Consider the following 16,686-nt stretch of genomic DNA (forward strand, 5'->3'; position numbering starts at 1 on the left):
CTTGATCGGCGTTTAGCGGCCGTTGAATTGCGGTTTGGCCTTGGCGAGAAAGGCGCGGTAGCCGGCTCGGAAGTCCTCGGTGTCGAAGCAGTCGAAGGCTTCGTCGCGGTCGGCGTCGGTCAATGTCTTGCCCTGGACCAGGTTGCGCACGAATTTCTTGTGCCAACGTGCCACGAGCGGCGCTCCGTCGGCGATGCGGCGCGCGGCGGTCTGGGCTTGCTCGGCCACCTGATCGTCCGGCACGACGCGCGTGACCACGCCCAGCCGCAACGCTTCGGCGGCGTCGAATATCGTTCCTTCCAGCAGCACTTGCAGCGCGGTGGTCGGGCCAACCAGGCGCACCAGCGGCGCCAGTTCCGAATACGACATCACGAGCCCCAGGTTCTTGATCGGGACGCCGAACCGCGAACTTTCGCCGCAGATGCGTAGATCGGCCAGACTGGCGATCTCCAGGCCGCCGCCCACGCAGATACCGTGTATCTGCGCCACGACCGGGTGGCGGCAGCCGCCGATGGCCTCGATCGTGCGGCGCATGACGGCGCCGTATTCCACGGCCTGCCGCTTGTTGCTGCGCGCGGTTTCGAATTCGCTGATGTCATTGCCGGGCGAGAACGCCTTTTCGCCAGCGCCGCGCAACAGCACGCAACGCACGTTGTCTTCGCGGTCCAGTTCCAGGAAGATGTCGCCCAGCAGACGCCAGCCGTCGATGGTGAAGGCGTTGAGCTTTTCGGGCCGGTTCAGCACCACGGTCGCGATGTCGCCCTCGCGTTGCAGCAGGATGGGCGTGGAGTCGGGGGTAGAAGTAGCGCTCATGGGGTTCCTTTGGTCGGGCGCGGGGGCGAGCCCCCGCAGGGGATCACTGTTTCGTCAGGCCAAGGCTGGCGGTGAGCTTGCCGTACTTGGTCCATTCGTCGCGCACATAGGCGGCGAAGGCCGCGGGGGTTTGCGGCCCGCCGCCCAGGTCCATGCCTTGGTCGGCCAGCTTTGCCGCGATCTCGGGGTCGGCCAGGGTCTGGGCCAGCGCCCGGTCCAGCTTGTCCATGATCGGGCGGGGCAGCTGCGCCGGGGCCAGCACCGCGTACCACTGCACGATGTCCAGGCCCTTGATGCCGGATTCCGCCAGGGTGGGCACGTCGGGCAGCCGCTTGCTGCGTTCGGCGCTGGTGACCGCCAGCGGTCGTAGCTTGCCCGCCTGGATCTGGTTGATGGCGCCGGGCAGCGTGTCGAAGTTCATGTCCACATTGCCGCCCAGCAGGTCGGTCATGGCCTGGCCGCTGCCCTTGTAGGGAACGTGCTCCATCGACACGCCGGCGATCTGCGAGAAACGCGCGGCGCTCAGATGTTGCGGGCTGCCCATGCCCGACGAGGCGTACAGCAGCTGCTTGGGTTTGGCGCGGGCGTCATCCACCAGGTTCTGGACGGTGGCGTAGCGGTGCTTGGCCGGGTTCACGACCAGCACGTTGGGCACCGACCCGATGTACCGCACCGCGGTGAAATCCCGGATGGGATCGATGCTGGATTGCACGACATAGGGCGCGGCGACCGTGGACTGCATGTTCGCCAGCAGCAGCGTGTAGCCGTCGGGGTCGGCTTTTGCCACGTAATCGGCGGCGATCAGGCCAGAGGCCCCCGGCTTGTTCTCGACCACGATCTGCTGGCCAAGCAGGGTGGACAGGCGCGCGGACACGATGCGCGCCGAGACGTCGGTGCCGCCGCCGGGCACAAACCCGACGACCAGGCGGATGGGGCGTTCCGGCCACTTCGCCGGATCCTGCGCCAGGGCGGGGCTGGCGGCGGCCACGCCGGCCGCCAAGGCCAGCGCGCCCGTCCAGGCGCGAGCATGCTTGTTCATATGGAGTCTCCTTGGTGGATGAAACCTGCCCGGGTGTTGCTTGATTTATGATGGGGTCAGGTTGGTATTCCTTTGGTGTTTGGTATACCAGATACAAAAATAATCGATGTTGTGAGCGTGAACAACCCATGGCTAACCCTGAAAGTCCGATCCCGGAAGTGTCCGTCCCCGATTTGGCGATTCGCCACCCGACCCTGCCGGCGGTCGTGGCCGAGCGGCTGCGGCAGCTGATCATCGACGGCACGTTGAAGCCCGGCACCTGGCTCAACGAGCGGGACCTGTGCGATCAATTGAAGATTTCACGAACGCCGTTGCGCGAGGCTTACCGGATGCTGGCCTCGGACGGCCTGGTGGCGTTGCAACCCAAGCGCGGGGCGATGGTGATCGAGTTGTCGGCCGACGACATCGAGAACATTTTCGATGTGCTGTCCGTGCTGGAGGGATTGGCTGTTCGCAGCGCGGCCGAGCGCGCGTCCGAGGCGGAGCTTGCCGAGATCGCTCGCCTGCATGCGCAGATGCTTGAAAACTACGAGAAGCGCGATATCCGCGCGTACTTCGCGGCCAGCATGGGCACGCATATCGCGATCAACCGCGCCGCCCACAATCCCGCGCTGACACAGTCCTATGACCGGCTGAACCTGCAGGTGCAGGCGCTGCGCTACAAGTCCAACTTCGATCTGGACGAATGGACGACGGCGGTCGCGGACCACGAGGCCTTCGTGCAGGCGCTGATGGCGCGCGACGGCAAGCGCGCCGAAACGCTGATCCGCAAGCACGTGGGCGGCAAGAAGGCCTACAACCTTCGTGGCCGCCCAGGCGCTGCCGTCAAATCCTGAACCCGGCCCGCGCCTGTCAGGCGGGCTGCGCCGTCAGTTGCTTCTTGCCGATGCGCAGCGCGATCACGGCGGCGATCAGGCCGGTTGCGCCCGAGATGATGAAGGCCGTCATGTAGCTGCCTTGCGCTTCGCGGATGGCGCCGGCCATCCACGCGGCGGTGGCCGCGCCCAACTGGTGGCCGGCGACGATCCAGCCGAAGACGATTGCCGCATCGCGTTCGCCGAACGCTTCCGTCGTCAGGCGCAGCGTGGGTGGCACCGTGGCGATCCAGTCCAGGCCGAAGAAGATCGCGAAGATCGACAGGCTGTAGAACGAGAAGTCGGAATAGGGCAGATAGATCAGCGACAGGCCGCGCAGCGCGTAGTAGACGAAGAGCAGCTTGCGCGGGTCGTAGCGGTCGGTCAGCCACCCCGAGGCCGTGGTGCCCACCAGGTCGAAGATGCCCATGATCGCCAGCAGGCCGGCTGCCTGGACTTCCAGCATGCCGTGGTCGCCGCAAAGCGCGATCAGGTGCGTGCCGACCAGGCCGTTGGTGGTGAAGCCGCAGATGAAGAAGGTCGCGAACAGGAACCAGAACGTGCGGGTCTTGGCGGCGCGCGCCAGGGCGCCGAAGGTGGCGGCGACCATGCCGGTGCGCGGCGCGGCGGGGGCGGGGGGCGCGTTCGGATCGCTGCCGAACGGCACCAGACCGACGCTGGAAGGGCGGTCGGGCACCAGCCACCAGGCCAGCGGCACCAGCGCGGCGGCGGCGGCTGCCACCGTCCAGACCACGCGGGTCCAGTCGCCGGAGGAAGCCAGCGTGGCCAGTACCGGCAGGAACACCAGCGTACCGCTGGCGGTGCTGGCGGTCAGCAGGCCCATTACCAGGCCGCGATGCTTGGTGAACCAGCGATTGACGATGGTGGCGCCCAATACCGAGGCCACCGCGCCCGAGCTGATGCCCGAGAACACGCCCCAGGTCATGAGCAGGTGCCAGGGTTCGGTCATGTAGGCGCTAACAGCGCTGGAGGCGGACATCAGCACGAGCGCCCCGATCAGGATGCGGCGCAAGCCGAAGCGCTCCATCGCGGCGGCGGCGAAGGGGCCGATCAGGCCATACAGGAAGATGCCGACGGCCGCGGCGAACGAGATCGAACTGCGGCTCCAGCCGAACGCTTCTTCAAGCGGCACCAGCAATACGCTGGGCGACGAGCGCAGCCCGGCCGACACCAGCAACGAAAGGAAAATCACCGCGACCACGACAAAAGCGTACTTTTGGCCGGCGCGCCGGAACGGGATGGGGGGGTGTGCTATACTCATGTTACTGACCGGTACGTATTTAGGTTTGCGAATAGTACGTACCGGTCAGTAACATCGTCAAGCACTATTTGATGGAGACCCGAATGGCCAGCAAACCCTCCGCCCCGTCCGCCACCCCGGACCAGCCGGCAACCAAACCGCTGCTGGCGGCCGACCGCATCCGCAAGACCGCGCGCGAAATGTTCTACCGCGACGGGATCCGGGCGGTCGGGGTCGACGCCATCGTGACCCAGGCCGGCGTGACCAAACCCAGCCTGTACCGCAGCTTTTCGTCCAAGGACGAGCTGGCGGCGACCTATCTGCGCGATTACGACGCAGAATTCTGGGCGCGTTTCAATGCCGCTTGTGATGCGCATCCGGGCGATCCGCGCGCGCAGCTGCTGGATTACTTGTCGGGTTTGAGCAAGCGCGCCGTGTTGAGTGGTTACCGGGGCTGCGGGCTGACCAATGCGGCGGTCGAGTATCCCGAACCCGAGCATCCCGCCCGGGCGGTTGCCGTCGAACACAAGCTGGAGTTACGCCGCCGGTTGAACGAGATGGCGGCAGGCATGGGCGCGGGCGACCCCGAGGCGCTGGCCGATGGCTTGCTGCTGTTGATCGAGGGCGCTTTCGTTTCCAGCCAGTTGTTCGGCCAAGGAGGTCCGGCGGGAAGGGTGGCCGAGATGGCCGATAAGCTGATCCAGGCCCATTTGCCCGGCTGAAAGGTGTATTGCGCTGCACAAAAGCAGTGCTTAATGTGGTGCCGAATGCACCGTTATGGTGGTGTTTGTACCCATTGCGCAACGAACAAATTAATGGTTGATATTTTCGTTGCAACGCAGCAAACGCGGATCTAACATGAATTCGTGTTGTTCCACATCGCCTTTCTCAAGGAGAGAATCATGAGCGATACCGCGTTGAAAAATGCCCGTATGTCGGATGCGCTGGAGCGGTCCCTGATCCGCGAGGCCGTCAAAGCGGAAACTCTGTCCGGCCCCTTCACCCGCGGCACCTGGCTGCGCCTGAAGACGCGCCTGGCTTCGTGGGGCGGCGCCGTGGGCGAAGTCCTGCATGACATGGACGCCGGCCGACAGCAGCATCCGGTCATCTCCGCCCGCCACTGAGCGCAAGCGGTCCGACAGAAAAAACGCCAGCGATTGCTGGCGTTTTTTTTGCGCTGGGGGTCGACCCAGGCGATGCCGGTGTCCCGGCTCAGACCACCATGTCGACCAACAGGTAGCCGTCCAGGATCACGATGCCGACCGTGGCGCTGACCGCGGCCCAGGCCCAGGCGCCGCGCAGCGCATGCTGGCCCATGACGCCCTTGCGGCAGGCCAGCAGCACCAGCGGCCCCAAGGCGAAGGGCAGGGCCAGGCTCAGGATGACTTGGCTCAGCACCAGCAGTTCGTCGGGATCCTTGCCGCCCGTGAAGATCAGCAGGCCCACGGCGGCGGCGCCCGCAATCAGCCGGGTCATCAATGCGCGCCGGCGGTCCGACCAGTTGCTGCGGATCTGGAAGCCCTTGGACAGGATGCGTCCGGCCAGCACGCCCGTGATCGTGGAGCTTTGGCCGGCGGCATAGAGCGCCACGGCGAAGACGATCGCGGCGCCGATACCGAGCGTCTGGCCGATCACGGCATGGGCATCGTCCAGGCTGGACACGATCAACCCCGACCCGGACAGCGAGGCCGCCGCCACGATCATGATCGCCGAGTTGATCAGCATGGCCACGCCGAGGGACACGATGGTGTCGTTGCGAGCCAGGCGCATCGCCATGTCGAGCGCGGACGGAGGCAGCGCTTTGGCGCGTTCGGCCAGCGACCCGGAGTGCAGATAGAGGTTGTGCGGCATCAGGGTCGCGCCCAGGATGCCCAGGGCGATCAGGAAGCCTTGCGGGTCGCGCAGCGCATGGCCGGTTTGCGTGACGCCGTGCGCCACTTCCGTCCACGCCGGATTGGCCTTGAACAGCAGGTAGACGAAGGACGCGGCCACCACCGCCAGCAGCAGGGCGATGACGCGTTCGTGGCGGTCGGCATTGCCGCGGGTCAGCGCCAGCACGGCGAAGGTGCCGACACCGGTCACGGCCACGCCGGCGATCAGCGGCAGGCCGAACAGCAGGCGCAGCGCGATTGCGCCGCCGATCAGTTCGGCCAGGGCAGTGGCCAGGATGGCGGCTTCACCAGCCAGCCAGGCCGCCTTGGACCAGCGGGGTGACAGGTGGCGGGCCGTCAGCGTGGCCAGATCTTGCCCGGTGGCCAGCGCCAGGCGCGATACCAGGATCTGAAAACCCAGGGCCAGGAACGCCGAGGTGATGACGACCATCAGCAATCCGTAGCCAAAGCCGCTGCCGCCGGCGATGTCGGTGGCCCAGTTGCCCGGATCGATGTAGCCCACGGCCACGAGGATGCCGGAACCGACCATGCGGCGCAGATTCGCCGACACCTGGGCGTCTTGCGCAAGGGCGGCTTTACCGCCCGATATCGCGTAGATGAATCCGGTCATACGGCACTCCTGAGAATGATTCTCATTGTCTAGAAGAGAGTGCCGGCCGTCAAATTGATTTTGGGCAAGACCGGGATAGGGGCGCCCAATGGCGCATCCCCAGGGGATACGCCATCCGGGACAGGGCGGAATCAGGACTTGAGCTTGGCGTCCATGGTGATCTTGGCCTTGAGCACCTTCGACACCGGGCAGCCGGTTTCGGCCTTGCGGGCGGCCTCCTCGAAGGCTTGCGCAGTGGCGCCGGGGATGACGGCTTCCACGGTCAGGTGGACGGCGGTGATGGAAAAGCCGTCGTCCACTTTGTCCAGCGTGACTTCAGCCTTGGTGTCCAGGCTGGTGGCGACCAGGCCGGATTCCGACAGGATGTTGGACAGCGCCATGGTGAAGCAGCCGGCGTGCGCGGCGCCCAGCAGTTCCTCGGGGTTGGTGCCCGGGGTATCGCCGAAGCGCGTATTGAAGCCGTAGGGCTGGCTCTTGAGCGCGCCGCTTTGGGTGGAGATCGTGCCCTTGCCAGTCTTCAGATCGCCCGACCAGGCGGCGGATGCGGTTTTCTTCATGGTGACTCCTGTTTAAGGGGGGCGCGCCCACCACGGGCGCGTCCGGTGCAGGGATGCGATCCGCCGCTGCGGGCGGTGCATGTTGCCGAAGGCGGCATCGTTCATGATACGGCGAGGCTAGGGGGCGGGCGCGGAATCCACCGGTGCGCAACGGCAAGCCGATGTAACGGCAGGCCGAAGCGCGCCAGTCCCATCAGGCAAAATAGCGCCATCGCTTTCATTCAACTCGAAGAGCCTGCTGTCATGTCACGCCATTTCCTGCGTTATGCCTGCGCCGCCGCGCTGGTCTTACCCGTTTTGTCCGCCCACGCCGACGTCGTGATCGGCGTGAACGTGTCGACCACGGGGCCCGCCGCCGCCATCGGCATCCAGACCAACAACGCGATTCGCCTGTGGCCGAACACGCTGGGTGGCGAGCCGGCGCGCTACGTGGTGCTGGACGACGGCACCGATGTCAGCCGCGCGGTGAAGAACATGCGCAAGCTGACCTCCGAAGACAAGGTGGACGCCATCGTCGGCCCCAACACCACGGCCGCCGCGTTGGCCGGACTGGACGTGCTGGCCGAAACCAAGACGCCGATGATCGCGCTGGCGGCCTCCAGCGTCATCGTGGAACCCTTGTCCGACCCCAAGCGCGCCTGGGCGTTCAAGATGCCGCAGAACGATTCGCTGATGGCGACCGTGCTGGTGGAAGACATGAAGAAGAAGGGCCTGAAGAACGTGGCCTTCATCGGTTTCGCGGATTCCTATGGCGACAGCTGGTGGAAGGAATTCACCGCCGCCGCTGGCGACGACTTGAAGATCGTGGCGCAGGAGCGCTTCCAGCGTACCGACGCATCGGTCGTGGGCCAGGCGTTGAAGGTCATCGCCGCCAAGCCGGACGCCGTCCTGGTCGCCGGCGCCGGCACGCCGTCTGCCTTGCCGCAGAAGACGCTGCTGGAACGCGGGTACACCGGCGCCATCTACCAGACCCATGGCATCGGCACGCTGGAATTCCTGCAGGTCGGCGGCAAGGACGTGGAAGGCACCCTGTTCCCGACCGGCCCGGGCGTGGTGGCGCGAGAGCTGCCTGACAGCAACCCGGTCAAGAAAGTGGCCGTGGCGTTCGCCGACAAGTACGAAGGCCAGTACGGGGCCAATACGCTGACGCAGTTCGCGGGCGACGCCTATGGCGCCTGGATGCTGCTGGATTCGGCAGTGGCCCGGGCGTTGAAGACGGGCGCCAAGCCCGGCACGCCGGAATTCCGCGCGGCCTTGCGCGATGCGCTGGAAAATACCCGCGACCTGGTCGTGCCCAACGGCGTGCTGAATATTTCGAAGGACAATCATCAGGGTTTCGACGAACGCGCCCGCGTGATGGGTGTCGTCAAGAACGGCCGGTTCTCCTACGCGCAGTAGGCGTAAACATAGATATCTACCTTTCGTAGCATTTACTGACGCTCCATAGGGCATCAGTCCCCAAAAGCAGGCTTAGGCCTGCTTTTTCACGCCCATATGATTCGTATAGAAATCATTTAATAGCGTATTATTTTTAGTGAAGCCATGCACCTAGAAATAAATTTGGGAGAAAAAATCCATGACCTTGCTCCAATCCAGACGCTTGTTGTTGGCCTTGAGCCTGGGCGTATTGGCCGCGTGTTCCGACTCGGGGGCCGATAAGGCCGCAACGGGCGGCGGCGCGCCAGCAGGCGCGACGAACACGTTGGAAGCGGCCAAGGCCGCAGGCAAGATCCGCATCGGCTACGCCAACGAGGCGCCGTTCGCCTACATGGACAGCAAAGAGGCCAAGGTCACCGGTGAATCTGTCGAGATTGCCCGCGTCGTGCTCCAGCGTATGGGCATCAACGAAGTCGAGGGCGTGCTGACCGAGTTCGGCTCCCTGATTCCGGGCTTGGCCGCCAAGCGTTTCGACATCATTGCCGCCGGCATGTACGTCACGCCCGAGCGCTGCCAGCAGGTGGCGTTCTCGGACCCGACGTACGGGGTGGGCGAAGCCTTCCTGGTCAAGCAGGGCAACCCCAAGAACCTGCACAGCTATGAAGACGTGGTGAAGAATCCCGACGCCAAGCTGGGCGTCGTGGTGGGCGCCATCGAGGGCGACTATGCCCAGAAAGTGAAGATTCCCGCTGGCCAGGTCGTGGTGTTCCCGGACGCCGTCAGCGCCTTGTCCGGCGTGCAGGCCGGCCGGGCCGACGCCTACGCCGCCACCGCGCTCACCATCAACGACCTGATGGGCAAGACGCAGGACGGCAGCGGGCTGGAGAAGGCCGACCCGTTCACGGACCCCGTGATCGACGGCAAGGGCGTGCGCGGCTATGGCGCTTACGCGTTCCGCACCGACGACAAGGCCTTCGCCGACGCCTTCAATGCGGAACTGGCCAAGTACATCGGCACCGATGAACACAAGAAACTGGTGGCGCCCTTCGGCTTCACCAGCGAGGAGCTGCCTCAGGGCGTGACCGCCGCCAAGCTCTGCGCCGGACAATAAGGGGCGCCGATGCAACTGATTTCAGAGCACATCGCGGAACTGGTGCCGCCCCTGCTTGAGGGGCTGGTCGTCACGCTGGAAATCATGGCCGGCGCCGTCGTGCTGGCCGTGCCGCTGGCCCTGGCCTCCGGCATCGGGCGCATGTCGCCGTTGCGGCCGGTGCGCTGGCTGGCGTCGGTCTATGTCGAAGTCTTCCGGGGCACGTCGGCCCTGGTGCAGCTGTTCTGGTTCTATTTCGTGCTGCCGCTGTTCGGGGTCCAGTTGCCGGCCATGCTGGTGGGGATTGTTGTGCTGGCGTTGAACGCCGGCGCCTACGGGGCCGAAGTGGTGCGCGGCGCCATCCGGGCCGTGCCGCCCGGTCAGCGCGAGGCCGGCGTGGCGCTGAACCTGACCCGTGCCCAGATCCTGCGCCGCATCGTGGTGCCGCAGGCGATTCCCGCCATGCTGCCGCCCGCCGGCAACCTACTGATCGAACTGATGAAGAACACGGCGCTGGTGTCGCTGATCACCATCACCGACCTGACCTTCCGAGGCCAGCTGCTGCGCAGCGAAACGCTGCGCACGACGGAGATCTTCGCCTTGATGCTGTTGATGTATTTCGGGGTGGCCTTGCTGATCACCGCGGGCGTGCGCCTGCTTGAGCGGAGGGTCCGCGTCCGATGACACCGATATTCGATTGGTCTTTCGCGCTGGAGATCCTGCCCACGCTGGGGTCTGCCCTCATCATCACCATCCAGGCGACGGTATTGGGCATGCTGGTGGCGGTCACGCTGGGCCTCGTGCTGGCGATGTTGCGGCGGTCTCGGCTGCGCATCGTGTCGCTGCCCACGGCGTTCGTGATCGAGTTCGTGCGCAGCACGCCGCTGCTGGTGCAGATGTATTTCCTGTTCTATGTGCTGCCGTTGACGGGGGCGCAGATGTCGCCGCTGACGACCGGCATCGTGGCGCTGGGGCTGCACTATGCCGCGTATTGCGCCGAGGTCTACCGCGCGGGCATCGAAGCGGTGCCCCGCGGGCAATGGGAAGCAGCCACCGCCTTGAACATGTCGCGCTGGCGCACCGCCATTGGCGTCGTGCTGCCCCAGGCGATCCCGCCCGTGGTGCCGGCGCTGGGCAACTACCTGGTGGCGATGTTCAAGGACACGCCGCTGCTGTCGGCCATCACCGTGGTGGAACTGCTGCAGCAAAGCAAGATGATCGGGTCCGCGACGTTTCGGTACACCGAACCCCTGACGCTGGTGGGCCTGCTGTTCCTGGCCCTGAGCCTGGTGGCGGCGTGGGGTGTGCGCGGCCTGGAGGCCCGCCTGCAACGATATGGAGGAAAGCGATGAGCGCCAGCTTGAACATCAGGAATCTGCATAAGCGTTACGGAGAGCTGGAGGTGCTGCGCGGCATCAATCTGGAAATTCCGGCAGGCCAGACGGTGGCGGTGATCGGCCCGTCCGGGTCGGGCAAGTCCACCTTGCTGCGCGTGCTGATGACGCTGGACCAGCCCACCAGCGGCGATATCGAGATCGACGGCCAATCCATGTGGAAGGACGAGCAGGGGCGCCCCGTGGGCACCAATTCCGAACACCTGCGCCGCGTGCGCGGCAAGATCGGCATGGTGTTCCAGCACTTCAACCTGTTTCCGCACATGACGGCGCTGGGCAACGCGATGGAGGCGCCGGTGCATGTGTTGGGCATGCCGAAAGATCAGGCACGCGAGCGCGCCGTGGAATACCTCGACATGGTTGGCCTGGGCGACAAGCTGGATGTCTATCCGGCGCAATTGTCCGGCGGCCAGAAGCAGCGGGTGGGCATCGCCCGCGCGCTGGCCATGTGCCCCGAGATCATGCTGTTTGACGAAGTCACCTCCGCGCTGGATCCGGAGCTTGTCGGCGGCATCCTGCAGATCCTGCGGGACCTGTCCGCCCGGCGCAGCATGACGATGATCATCGTCACCCACCAGATGAAGTTCGCCGAACGCAGCTCGGACCGCACGCTGTTCTTCGACGAAGGCAATATCGTCGAGGACGCCGAGTCCCCGGTGCTGTTCAGCCAGCCGAAAGAAGCGCGCACGCGCCAGTTCCTGGACAGCGTGATCGAAGGCCAATAGCGGATGCGCGGGGGCGGCATTTAACCCTGACGGGGGCGTTGGGATTGGGATCGGGGCCAACGGCGGGCGCTATGCTGTGGCGTCCAACGGCCCGGAGGCCCCAGCATGAGTCATCTGTTCAGTCCCACGGCGATCGGCAACGTCCCGCTTGCCAACCGCATCGTCATCGCCCCCATGTGCGAATACTCGGCCGAAGAGGGCTGTGCCACCGACTGGCACATGATCCATCTGGGCCATCTGGCCTTGTCGGGCGCGGCGTTGCTGTTCACGGAGGCCACCGCGGTCGAGGCCGATGGCCGTATCTCGCCGGGGGACCTGGGCCTGTGGTCGGACGAGACCGAGGCCGCCCTGGGCCGCGTGGTGGCCGCGGTGCGCCGCTATTCCCCCATCAAGCTCGGCATCCAGCTGGGCCACGCCGGCCGCAAGGCGTCCAGTGACGCCCCCTGGAACGGTGGCCAGCTTGTCCCGCCCGCCAATGGCGGCTGGCAGGGTTGGGCGCCGTCGGCCATTGCGCACAATGCGTCCGAACCTCCGCCCCATGCATTGGACGAGGCCGGCCTGGCACGCGTGCGCGACGCATTCGTGGATAGCGCCCGCCGCGCCATCCGCCTGGGCTTTGACGCCATCGAACTGCATGCCGCCCACGGCTACCTGCTGCACCAGTTCCTGTCGCCCCTGTCGAACCAGCGCCAGGACGCTTACGGCGGCTCGCTGGAAAACCGCATGCGTTTCCCGCTGGAAGTGTTCCAGGCGCTGCGCGAGGTCACCCCATCTTCCGTGGCGCTGGGCGTGCGCGTATCAGCCACCGATTGGGTGGAGGGCGGCTGGGACCTGGAACAGACCTTAGTGTTTGCGCAGGCGCTGAAAGCGCGCGGCTGTGAATTCATCGACGTGTCCAGCGGCGGCGTGTCGTCGCAGCAGAAGATCCCCGTGGGGCCGAACTACCAGGTGCCGTTCGCAGAAGCGATCAAGCGCCAGGTCGGCATGCCCACCATCACGGTCGGGCTGATCACCGAAGCGCAACAGGCCGAAGACATCCTGGCGCAAGGGCAGGCCGACATGGTCGCGATGGCGCGCGGCATGCTCTACGACCCGCGCTGGCCGTGGCATGCCGCGGCGCAACTGGGTGGCCAGGTGACGGCGCCGCGCCAGTACTGGCGTTCGCAGCCTCGCGAGCTGAAGGAACTGTTCGGCGAGACGCGCTTCGGCCAGCGCTGACCCATCTTGATTGCCGCGCGTTCACACGCGAATGAAAAACGCCGCATTGATGCGGCGTTTTTCATTCAGGGCAGGGCGCGGTTTACAGGCGCGAATAGGCCTGTTCGAGTTCGCGGTTCAGCGCATCGGCAAAATCCGCGCTGGCCGGGTCCAGTTGCGACAACAGGCGCGCCAGCACGACGTTGTCTTCTTCGCCGTTCCAGATCTTGATGTACGTGCCTTCCTTGTAGCCGTGCTGTTGGCGGAAGATGTTCAGCACGTTCTTCGACACGTATTGCGTGTAGGCGTCGTTCCAGCTCATTTCGCACGCCGTCATGGTCTGTTCCAGCACCTTGTAGCTGGCGCGGCCGCAGACGGCCAGGCCGCCGATGAGTTCCAGCAGTTCCGGCACGGGCAGGCCGTTCAGCGCGTAGGTCTTGCCGTCCAGCACGACCGAGGGCGCGGTGGCCAGATCGGCCACGAGGGCATCGGCCGCGCCATCCAGCTGGCCGCGGGCCTCGACGATGGTGTGGGACAGGTAGAAGTGCAGGATGTCGACCAGTTCCATCTGCACCTGGGGCAGGTCGATGGTCTGCTTCTTCCACCACTTCCAGCCGTAGTGCTCCAGGGCTTCGGCGGACTCGACGAAGGCGGCGCGCAGGAAGCGGGCTCCGCCGTTGACCCAGTCGGGATTGATCATGCTGTTCAAGTGGTCCTGCAACTTCAGCATCGTGGCCGCCTGGGCCTGGTTCAATCCGACAACGTTATTCACTTTCACTCCGGGGTTTCATGGGGGTATTCAATCGCGGCGGAAATGTTAGCACTTAGCCACCGTGCCGTCGGGCCGCTGGCGTCAGCCGCCGTCCTTCCGGTACGACGACGTTTTCAGCGGCGGCAGCTTCCCCGGCAGCGTCTTGCGCGGATTGCGCGCGGCGCCGGCCGCCTTGATCAGCATGAATGCGAAGAACCCCAGGAAGACGGCGGGCACGAATTCGTCCAGCTCGAACTGCGGGCTGCGGAACGCACGGAATGCGATGTTGACGGCGGCCCAGCCCGCCAGGATGCCCGCGATCGTCAGGATGGCGCCGATCTTGCGCTGCCGGGCGCGCCGGGCCAGCGAGACCGTGCCTTCGTCGCTTTGCGCCGGCGCGGTGGCGCCCGGCGAGGCGGCGTCGCGCCGGGCCTGCATGGGGGGCGAAGCCGGTTTGCCCCAGGGCGCGGTGGACAGCGAGTCGGAGGCAGGCGGCGGCACGGGCACGGCGGCCGGCGGGGCGGATTTACGGCTGGCTTCGCGCTTGTCGGGAACCCGGCCGGGCGTGGTGCCGCCCGCATTCGTCAGATTCTCGATATAGCGCGCGAAATCGCCGTTTTTCGGCTCCAGATCTATCGCCATGACTCCCTCTTTCGGTTCAATTGCCGCGCCGGACCCGCGCCGGTTGACGGCGCTTGCGGACCATGGCGAGCAGAAGTCCGCATCCTAGCAGCACGGAGAGCCCTGCGCCGATCATCATGGCAATCTGTTGCGCGTTTTCCGCGGTGCCCAGGCTGCGCGCGGTGATATACCCCGGCGCCAGCATCAGCGGCATCCACAGGAAGGCCGACAGCACATTGGCCAGTTGGAAGCGGCTTTGCGCCATGCCCATCACGCCGGCGACGGTGGGGATTGTGGAGCGGATCGGTCCCAGGAACCGGCCGATCAGCACCGATGCGAAGCCGTAGCGGTAGAAGAACAGACGGGCGCGCGCCACACCGGTGCGTTGTTGCTTGAGCGGCCAGCGGCGCAAGACGCCGGGGCCGGCCCAGCGCCCCAGCCAATAGGACAGCGCGTCGCCCACGATGGCGCCCGCGATGCCCCAGGCGATGATGCCCCAGGGGTCCAGCGTGCCGGCGCCGATCAGGCCGCCCGTCAGCAGCATCAGCGCGGTGGCAGGAATGAACAGGCCTAGCAGCACCATGGATTCACCCAGGGTCAGCAGGAACGTGATCGGGCCGGCCCACACCTGGTTGGCCTCGATGAAAAGGCCGATTTTGTCTATGTATTGGTCCATGAGGGCGAAGTCTGAAAATTAGCTGAAAGCAATCGGGTATCTTAACGCCTGCTTTGGTGGCCAAATGTTATCTAGGCTATCTGAATGATGCGACGCATTGAGGAACTATGGATTCAGTGACACAAGCCGTGCTGGGCGCGGGCATACAGGGCGTCATGCTGGGGCGCTTTCAGGGGCGCCGGGCGCTGATCTACGGCGCCGCGCTGGCCACGGTGCCGGACCTGGACGTGCTGATGCGCTATCCGGACCCGGTTTCGCTCATGACCTATCACCGGGGCTTTTCCCATTCGGTGTTCGTGCTGACCGGCCTGGCGCTCTTGCTGACCTGGCTGATACGCAAATATTGGCCGCAGGCGCCGTACGGGGGGCGAAGGCTGTTCCTTACCTTATGGCTGGTGCTGGTGACGCATCCGGTGCTGGACGCGTTCACGGTCTACGGCACGCAGCTTTTCTGGCCATTGGCGACCATTCCCGAAAGCTGGTCGGCCATCTTCATCATCGATCCGGTCTATACGGTGCCGCTGCTGGCGGGCGTGGTATTCGCCATCGCGGTGGGCATGACGGACCGCGCGCGACGGCTGTTGGCGGCCGCCTTGATCTTCAGCACGGCCTACCTGGGCTTTGGCCTGGCCAGCCGCATGGTGGCCGAAGAGCGCGTGCGCGACGCGATGCGGCAGCAGGGCATCGCCGTCACGGAACTGCGCGCCGTGTCGATGCCGTTCAATACCCTGTTGTGGCGCGTGATCGCCAAGACGGCGGACGGCGACTACTACGAATCAGTCAGCAGCCTGTTTGACCGCGGCCAGCCGGAATGGCTGCTCCAGCCCTTGAACCTGGATCTGGGCCAGGCGCTGGCCGACGTGCCCTTGCTCCAGCGGCTGCGGTGGTTCACGGATGACTGGCTGCGTTACGACGCGATCGGCGACGCGCTGGTGGTGACCGACCTGCGCATGGGCATGGCGGGGCACTATACCTTCCGCTTCAAGATGGCCGAGCGCACGGCGGACGGCAGCTGGAAGCCGGTCACGCCGTCCAGTTGGCCCAGCGAGCGGGGCGGGTGGGCCGAATTGAAATTGGTGTTGGCTCGCATTCTGCACGCGCAGCCGCCCTTGCCGTTGGCGGATTGGTCGGTGCTGTCGACGAAGTAGGCGCGCGGCGTGTCTGGCTCAGGTGCAGGCAGCGATTGCCATGTCGCCGACCATCTCGGCAATGTCCGCGACGTCCTGTTCAGACAAGGCCGGCACGCCAAGCCGACGCAGCAACGCCTCGCGCGCGACCGCAAACGCAAGCGCCTGGCCCAGGATCGCGTGGGCACGAAGCACCTGATCCCGCCGGCCGCGGTCCTCGTTCCGGATGTCGGCCACCAGATCCGCGACGTTCGTATGCAGCGGCAGGAACAGCCGCGTGTAGAGCGCATCGAATTTTTCCGTTGGCCGGAGTTGTTCGCGCGCCAGCAGCAGGCTGCCGGCTGTCGATGCCTCGGAGTCCAGCAGGGTGCGGGCAAAGTCCCGCATGAGCGACTTGAGCGCGACGCGGGCTGCGTCGGCCGAGGCAGCCGCGGGTTGCCGCAGATCCAGGCGGTCGACGATGCCCGCGGCCACCTGTTCCAGCACGGCGGCGTACACGCCTTCCTTGCCGCCGAAGTGGTAAGGGATGGCAGACTGGTTCACGCCCGCTTCGTCCACCAGTTGCCGCGTCCGTACGCCGTCGAGCCCTTGGCGGCTGAATAGGGCAAGCCCGGCCCGGATAAGCCGGTCCCGGGTGTCGCGGGTGCGCGCGTTGAGCGTGTCCAGATCTTGCATCAATGTCGTCATTTCCAGGCGTTCGCG

The 16,686-nt window shown here is 65.6% G+C and carries 19 protein-coding genes; 10 read left to right on the forward strand and 9 right to left on the reverse strand.

What is annotated here, in order from left to right; all coding sequences use genetic code 11:
* Nucleotides 1-12 precede the first annotated feature (12 nt).
* Nucleotides 13-813, reverse strand: coding sequence for an enoyl-CoA hydratase/isomerase family protein (locus tag CEY09_RS20110; RefSeq protein WP_088590019.1), 801 nt, complete (start codon nt 811-813; stop codon nt 13-15).
* Nucleotides 814-856: 43 nt separating this feature from the next.
* Nucleotides 857-1,852: a tripartite tricarboxylate transporter substrate binding protein gene (locus CEY09_RS20115; RefSeq protein ID WP_088590020.1), complete on the reverse strand. Its 996-nt coding sequence runs from the start codon at nt 1,850-1,852 to the stop codon at nt 857-859.
* A gap of 128 nt (nt 1,853-1,980) precedes the next feature.
* Here CEY09_RS20115 and CEY09_RS20120 point away from each other — a divergent pair, with 128 nt between their 5' ends.
* Nucleotides 1,981-2,688: a GntR family transcriptional regulator gene (locus CEY09_RS20120; protein WP_088590021.1), complete on the forward strand. Its 708-nt coding sequence runs from the start codon at nt 1,981-1,983 to the stop codon at nt 2,686-2,688.
* A gap of 16 nt (nt 2,689-2,704) precedes the next feature.
* On the opposite strand, the gene CEY09_RS20125 is transcribed toward CEY09_RS20120, so the two are convergent.
* Nucleotides 2,705-3,988: an MFS transporter gene (locus CEY09_RS20125; RefSeq protein WP_052017967.1), complete on the reverse strand. Its 1,284-nt coding sequence runs from the start codon at nt 3,986-3,988 to the stop codon at nt 2,705-2,707.
* Between the two features lie 83 nt (nt 3,989-4,071).
* Here CEY09_RS20125 and CEY09_RS20130 point away from each other — a divergent pair, with 83 nt between their 5' ends.
* Both CEY09_RS20130 and CEY09_RS20135 read left to right on the forward strand, forming a co-directional pair.
* On the forward strand, nt 4,072-4,689 hold the full coding sequence (locus CEY09_RS20130) for a TetR/AcrR family transcriptional regulator (protein ID WP_088590022.1): 618 nt from the start codon (nt 4,072-4,074) through the stop codon (nt 4,687-4,689).
* A gap of 180 nt (nt 4,690-4,869) precedes the next feature.
* Entirely contained in the window at nt 4,870-5,091 is a 222-nt protein-coding gene (locus CEY09_RS20135; protein WP_006227906.1) for a hypothetical protein, read from the forward strand.
* 88 nt (nt 5,092-5,179) lie between these two features.
* Here the strand turns inward: CEY09_RS20135 and CEY09_RS20140 are convergent, their stop codons facing one another.
* Together CEY09_RS20140 and CEY09_RS20145 are read right to left on the reverse strand one after the other, a co-directional pair.
* Nucleotides 5,180-6,469 carry an Nramp family divalent metal transporter gene (locus tag CEY09_RS20140; RefSeq protein WP_088590023.1) on the reverse strand — a complete coding sequence of 430 codons (1,290 nt, stop codon included), beginning with the start codon at nt 6,467-6,469 and terminating at the stop codon, nt 5,180-5,182.
* 131 nt (nt 6,470-6,600) lie between these two features.
* Nucleotides 6,601-7,026 (reverse strand): OsmC family protein, encoded by a 426-nt coding sequence (locus tag CEY09_RS20145; RefSeq protein WP_006227908.1) that lies wholly within the window; start codon nt 7,024-7,026, stop codon nt 6,601-6,603.
* Between the two features lie 243 nt (nt 7,027-7,269).
* Between CEY09_RS20145 and CEY09_RS20150 the strand changes: the two genes are divergently transcribed.
* The 6 genes from CEY09_RS20150 to CEY09_RS20175 all read left to right on the forward strand — a co-directional run bounded on the left by CEY09_RS20150 (nt 7,270) and on the right by CEY09_RS20175 (nt 12,830).
* Nucleotides 7,270-8,424, forward strand: a complete 1,155-nt coding sequence (locus CEY09_RS20150) for an ABC transporter substrate-binding protein (protein WP_088590024.1) — start codon at nt 7,270-7,272, stop codon at nt 8,422-8,424.
* 178 nt (nt 8,425-8,602) lie between these two features.
* Nucleotides 8,603-9,514 carry an ectoine/hydroxyectoine ABC transporter substrate-binding protein EhuB gene (gene ehuB, locus CEY09_RS20155; RefSeq protein ID WP_006227910.1) on the forward strand — a complete coding sequence of 304 codons (912 nt, stop codon included), beginning with the start codon at nt 8,603-8,605 and terminating at the stop codon, nt 9,512-9,514.
* Nucleotides 9,515-9,523: 9 nt separating this feature from the next.
* Entirely contained in the window at nt 9,524-10,177 is a 654-nt protein-coding gene (gene ehuC / locus CEY09_RS20160) for an ectoine/hydroxyectoine ABC transporter permease subunit EhuC (RefSeq protein WP_088590025.1), read from the forward strand.
* Nucleotides 10,174-10,845: an ectoine/hydroxyectoine ABC transporter permease subunit EhuD gene (gene ehuD, locus CEY09_RS20165; protein ID WP_088590026.1), complete on the forward strand. Its 672-nt coding sequence runs from the start codon at nt 10,174-10,176 to the stop codon at nt 10,843-10,845. The genes ehuC and ehuD overlap by 4 nt, the downstream gene beginning before the upstream one ends.
* A complete protein-coding gene (ehuA, locus tag CEY09_RS20170; protein WP_006227913.1) occupies nt 10,842-11,612 on the forward strand; it encodes an ectoine/hydroxyectoine ABC transporter ATP-binding protein EhuA in 771 nt (256 codons plus the stop codon). The genes ehuD and ehuA overlap by 4 nt, the downstream gene beginning before the upstream one ends.
* Before the next feature lie 105 nt (nt 11,613-11,717).
* A complete protein-coding gene (locus tag CEY09_RS20175; RefSeq protein ID WP_088590027.1) occupies nt 11,718-12,830 on the forward strand; it encodes an NADH:flavin oxidoreductase/NADH oxidase in 1,113 nt (370 codons plus the stop codon).
* Between the two features lie 82 nt (nt 12,831-12,912).
* Here CEY09_RS20175 and CEY09_RS20180 read toward each other — a convergent pair whose 3' ends face one another.
* From CEY09_RS20180 to CEY09_RS20190, 3 genes are all read right to left on the reverse strand, one after another.
* Nucleotides 12,913-13,563 (reverse strand): dUTPase, encoded by a 651-nt coding sequence (locus CEY09_RS20180; RefSeq protein ID WP_088590028.1) that lies wholly within the window; start codon nt 13,561-13,563, stop codon nt 12,913-12,915.
* Between the two features lie 99 nt (nt 13,564-13,662).
* A complete protein-coding gene (locus tag CEY09_RS20185; RefSeq protein ID WP_088590029.1) occupies nt 13,663-14,202 on the reverse strand; it encodes a hypothetical protein in 540 nt (179 codons plus the stop codon).
* A gap of 16 nt (nt 14,203-14,218) precedes the next feature.
* The gene (locus CEY09_RS20190) at nt 14,219-14,857 is read right to left on the reverse strand and encodes a DedA family protein (RefSeq protein ID WP_006227917.1); all 639 of its coding nucleotides are present in this window, start codon (nt 14,855-14,857) and stop codon (nt 14,219-14,221) included.
* A 107-nt stretch (nt 14,858-14,964) separates the two neighbouring features.
* On the opposite strand from CEY09_RS20190, the gene CEY09_RS20195 reads away from it, so the two are divergent.
* The gene (locus tag CEY09_RS20195; RefSeq protein ID WP_088590030.1) at nt 14,965-16,005 is read left to right on the forward strand and encodes a metal-dependent hydrolase; all 1,041 of its coding nucleotides are present in this window, start codon (nt 14,965-14,967) and stop codon (nt 16,003-16,005) included.
* A gap of 18 nt (nt 16,006-16,023) precedes the next feature.
* Here CEY09_RS20195 and CEY09_RS20200 read toward each other — a convergent pair whose 3' ends face one another.
* Nucleotides 16,024-16,659: a CerR family C-terminal domain-containing protein gene (locus tag CEY09_RS20200; RefSeq protein ID WP_088590031.1), complete on the reverse strand. Its 636-nt coding sequence runs from the start codon at nt 16,657-16,659 to the stop codon at nt 16,024-16,026.
* Nucleotides 16,660-16,686: the final 27 nt, after the last annotated feature.

It is taken from the genome of Achromobacter marplatensis, from assembly GCF_002209535.1.
GTDB lineage: Bacteria > Pseudomonadota > Gammaproteobacteria > Burkholderiales > Burkholderiaceae_B > Achromobacter > Achromobacter marplatensis.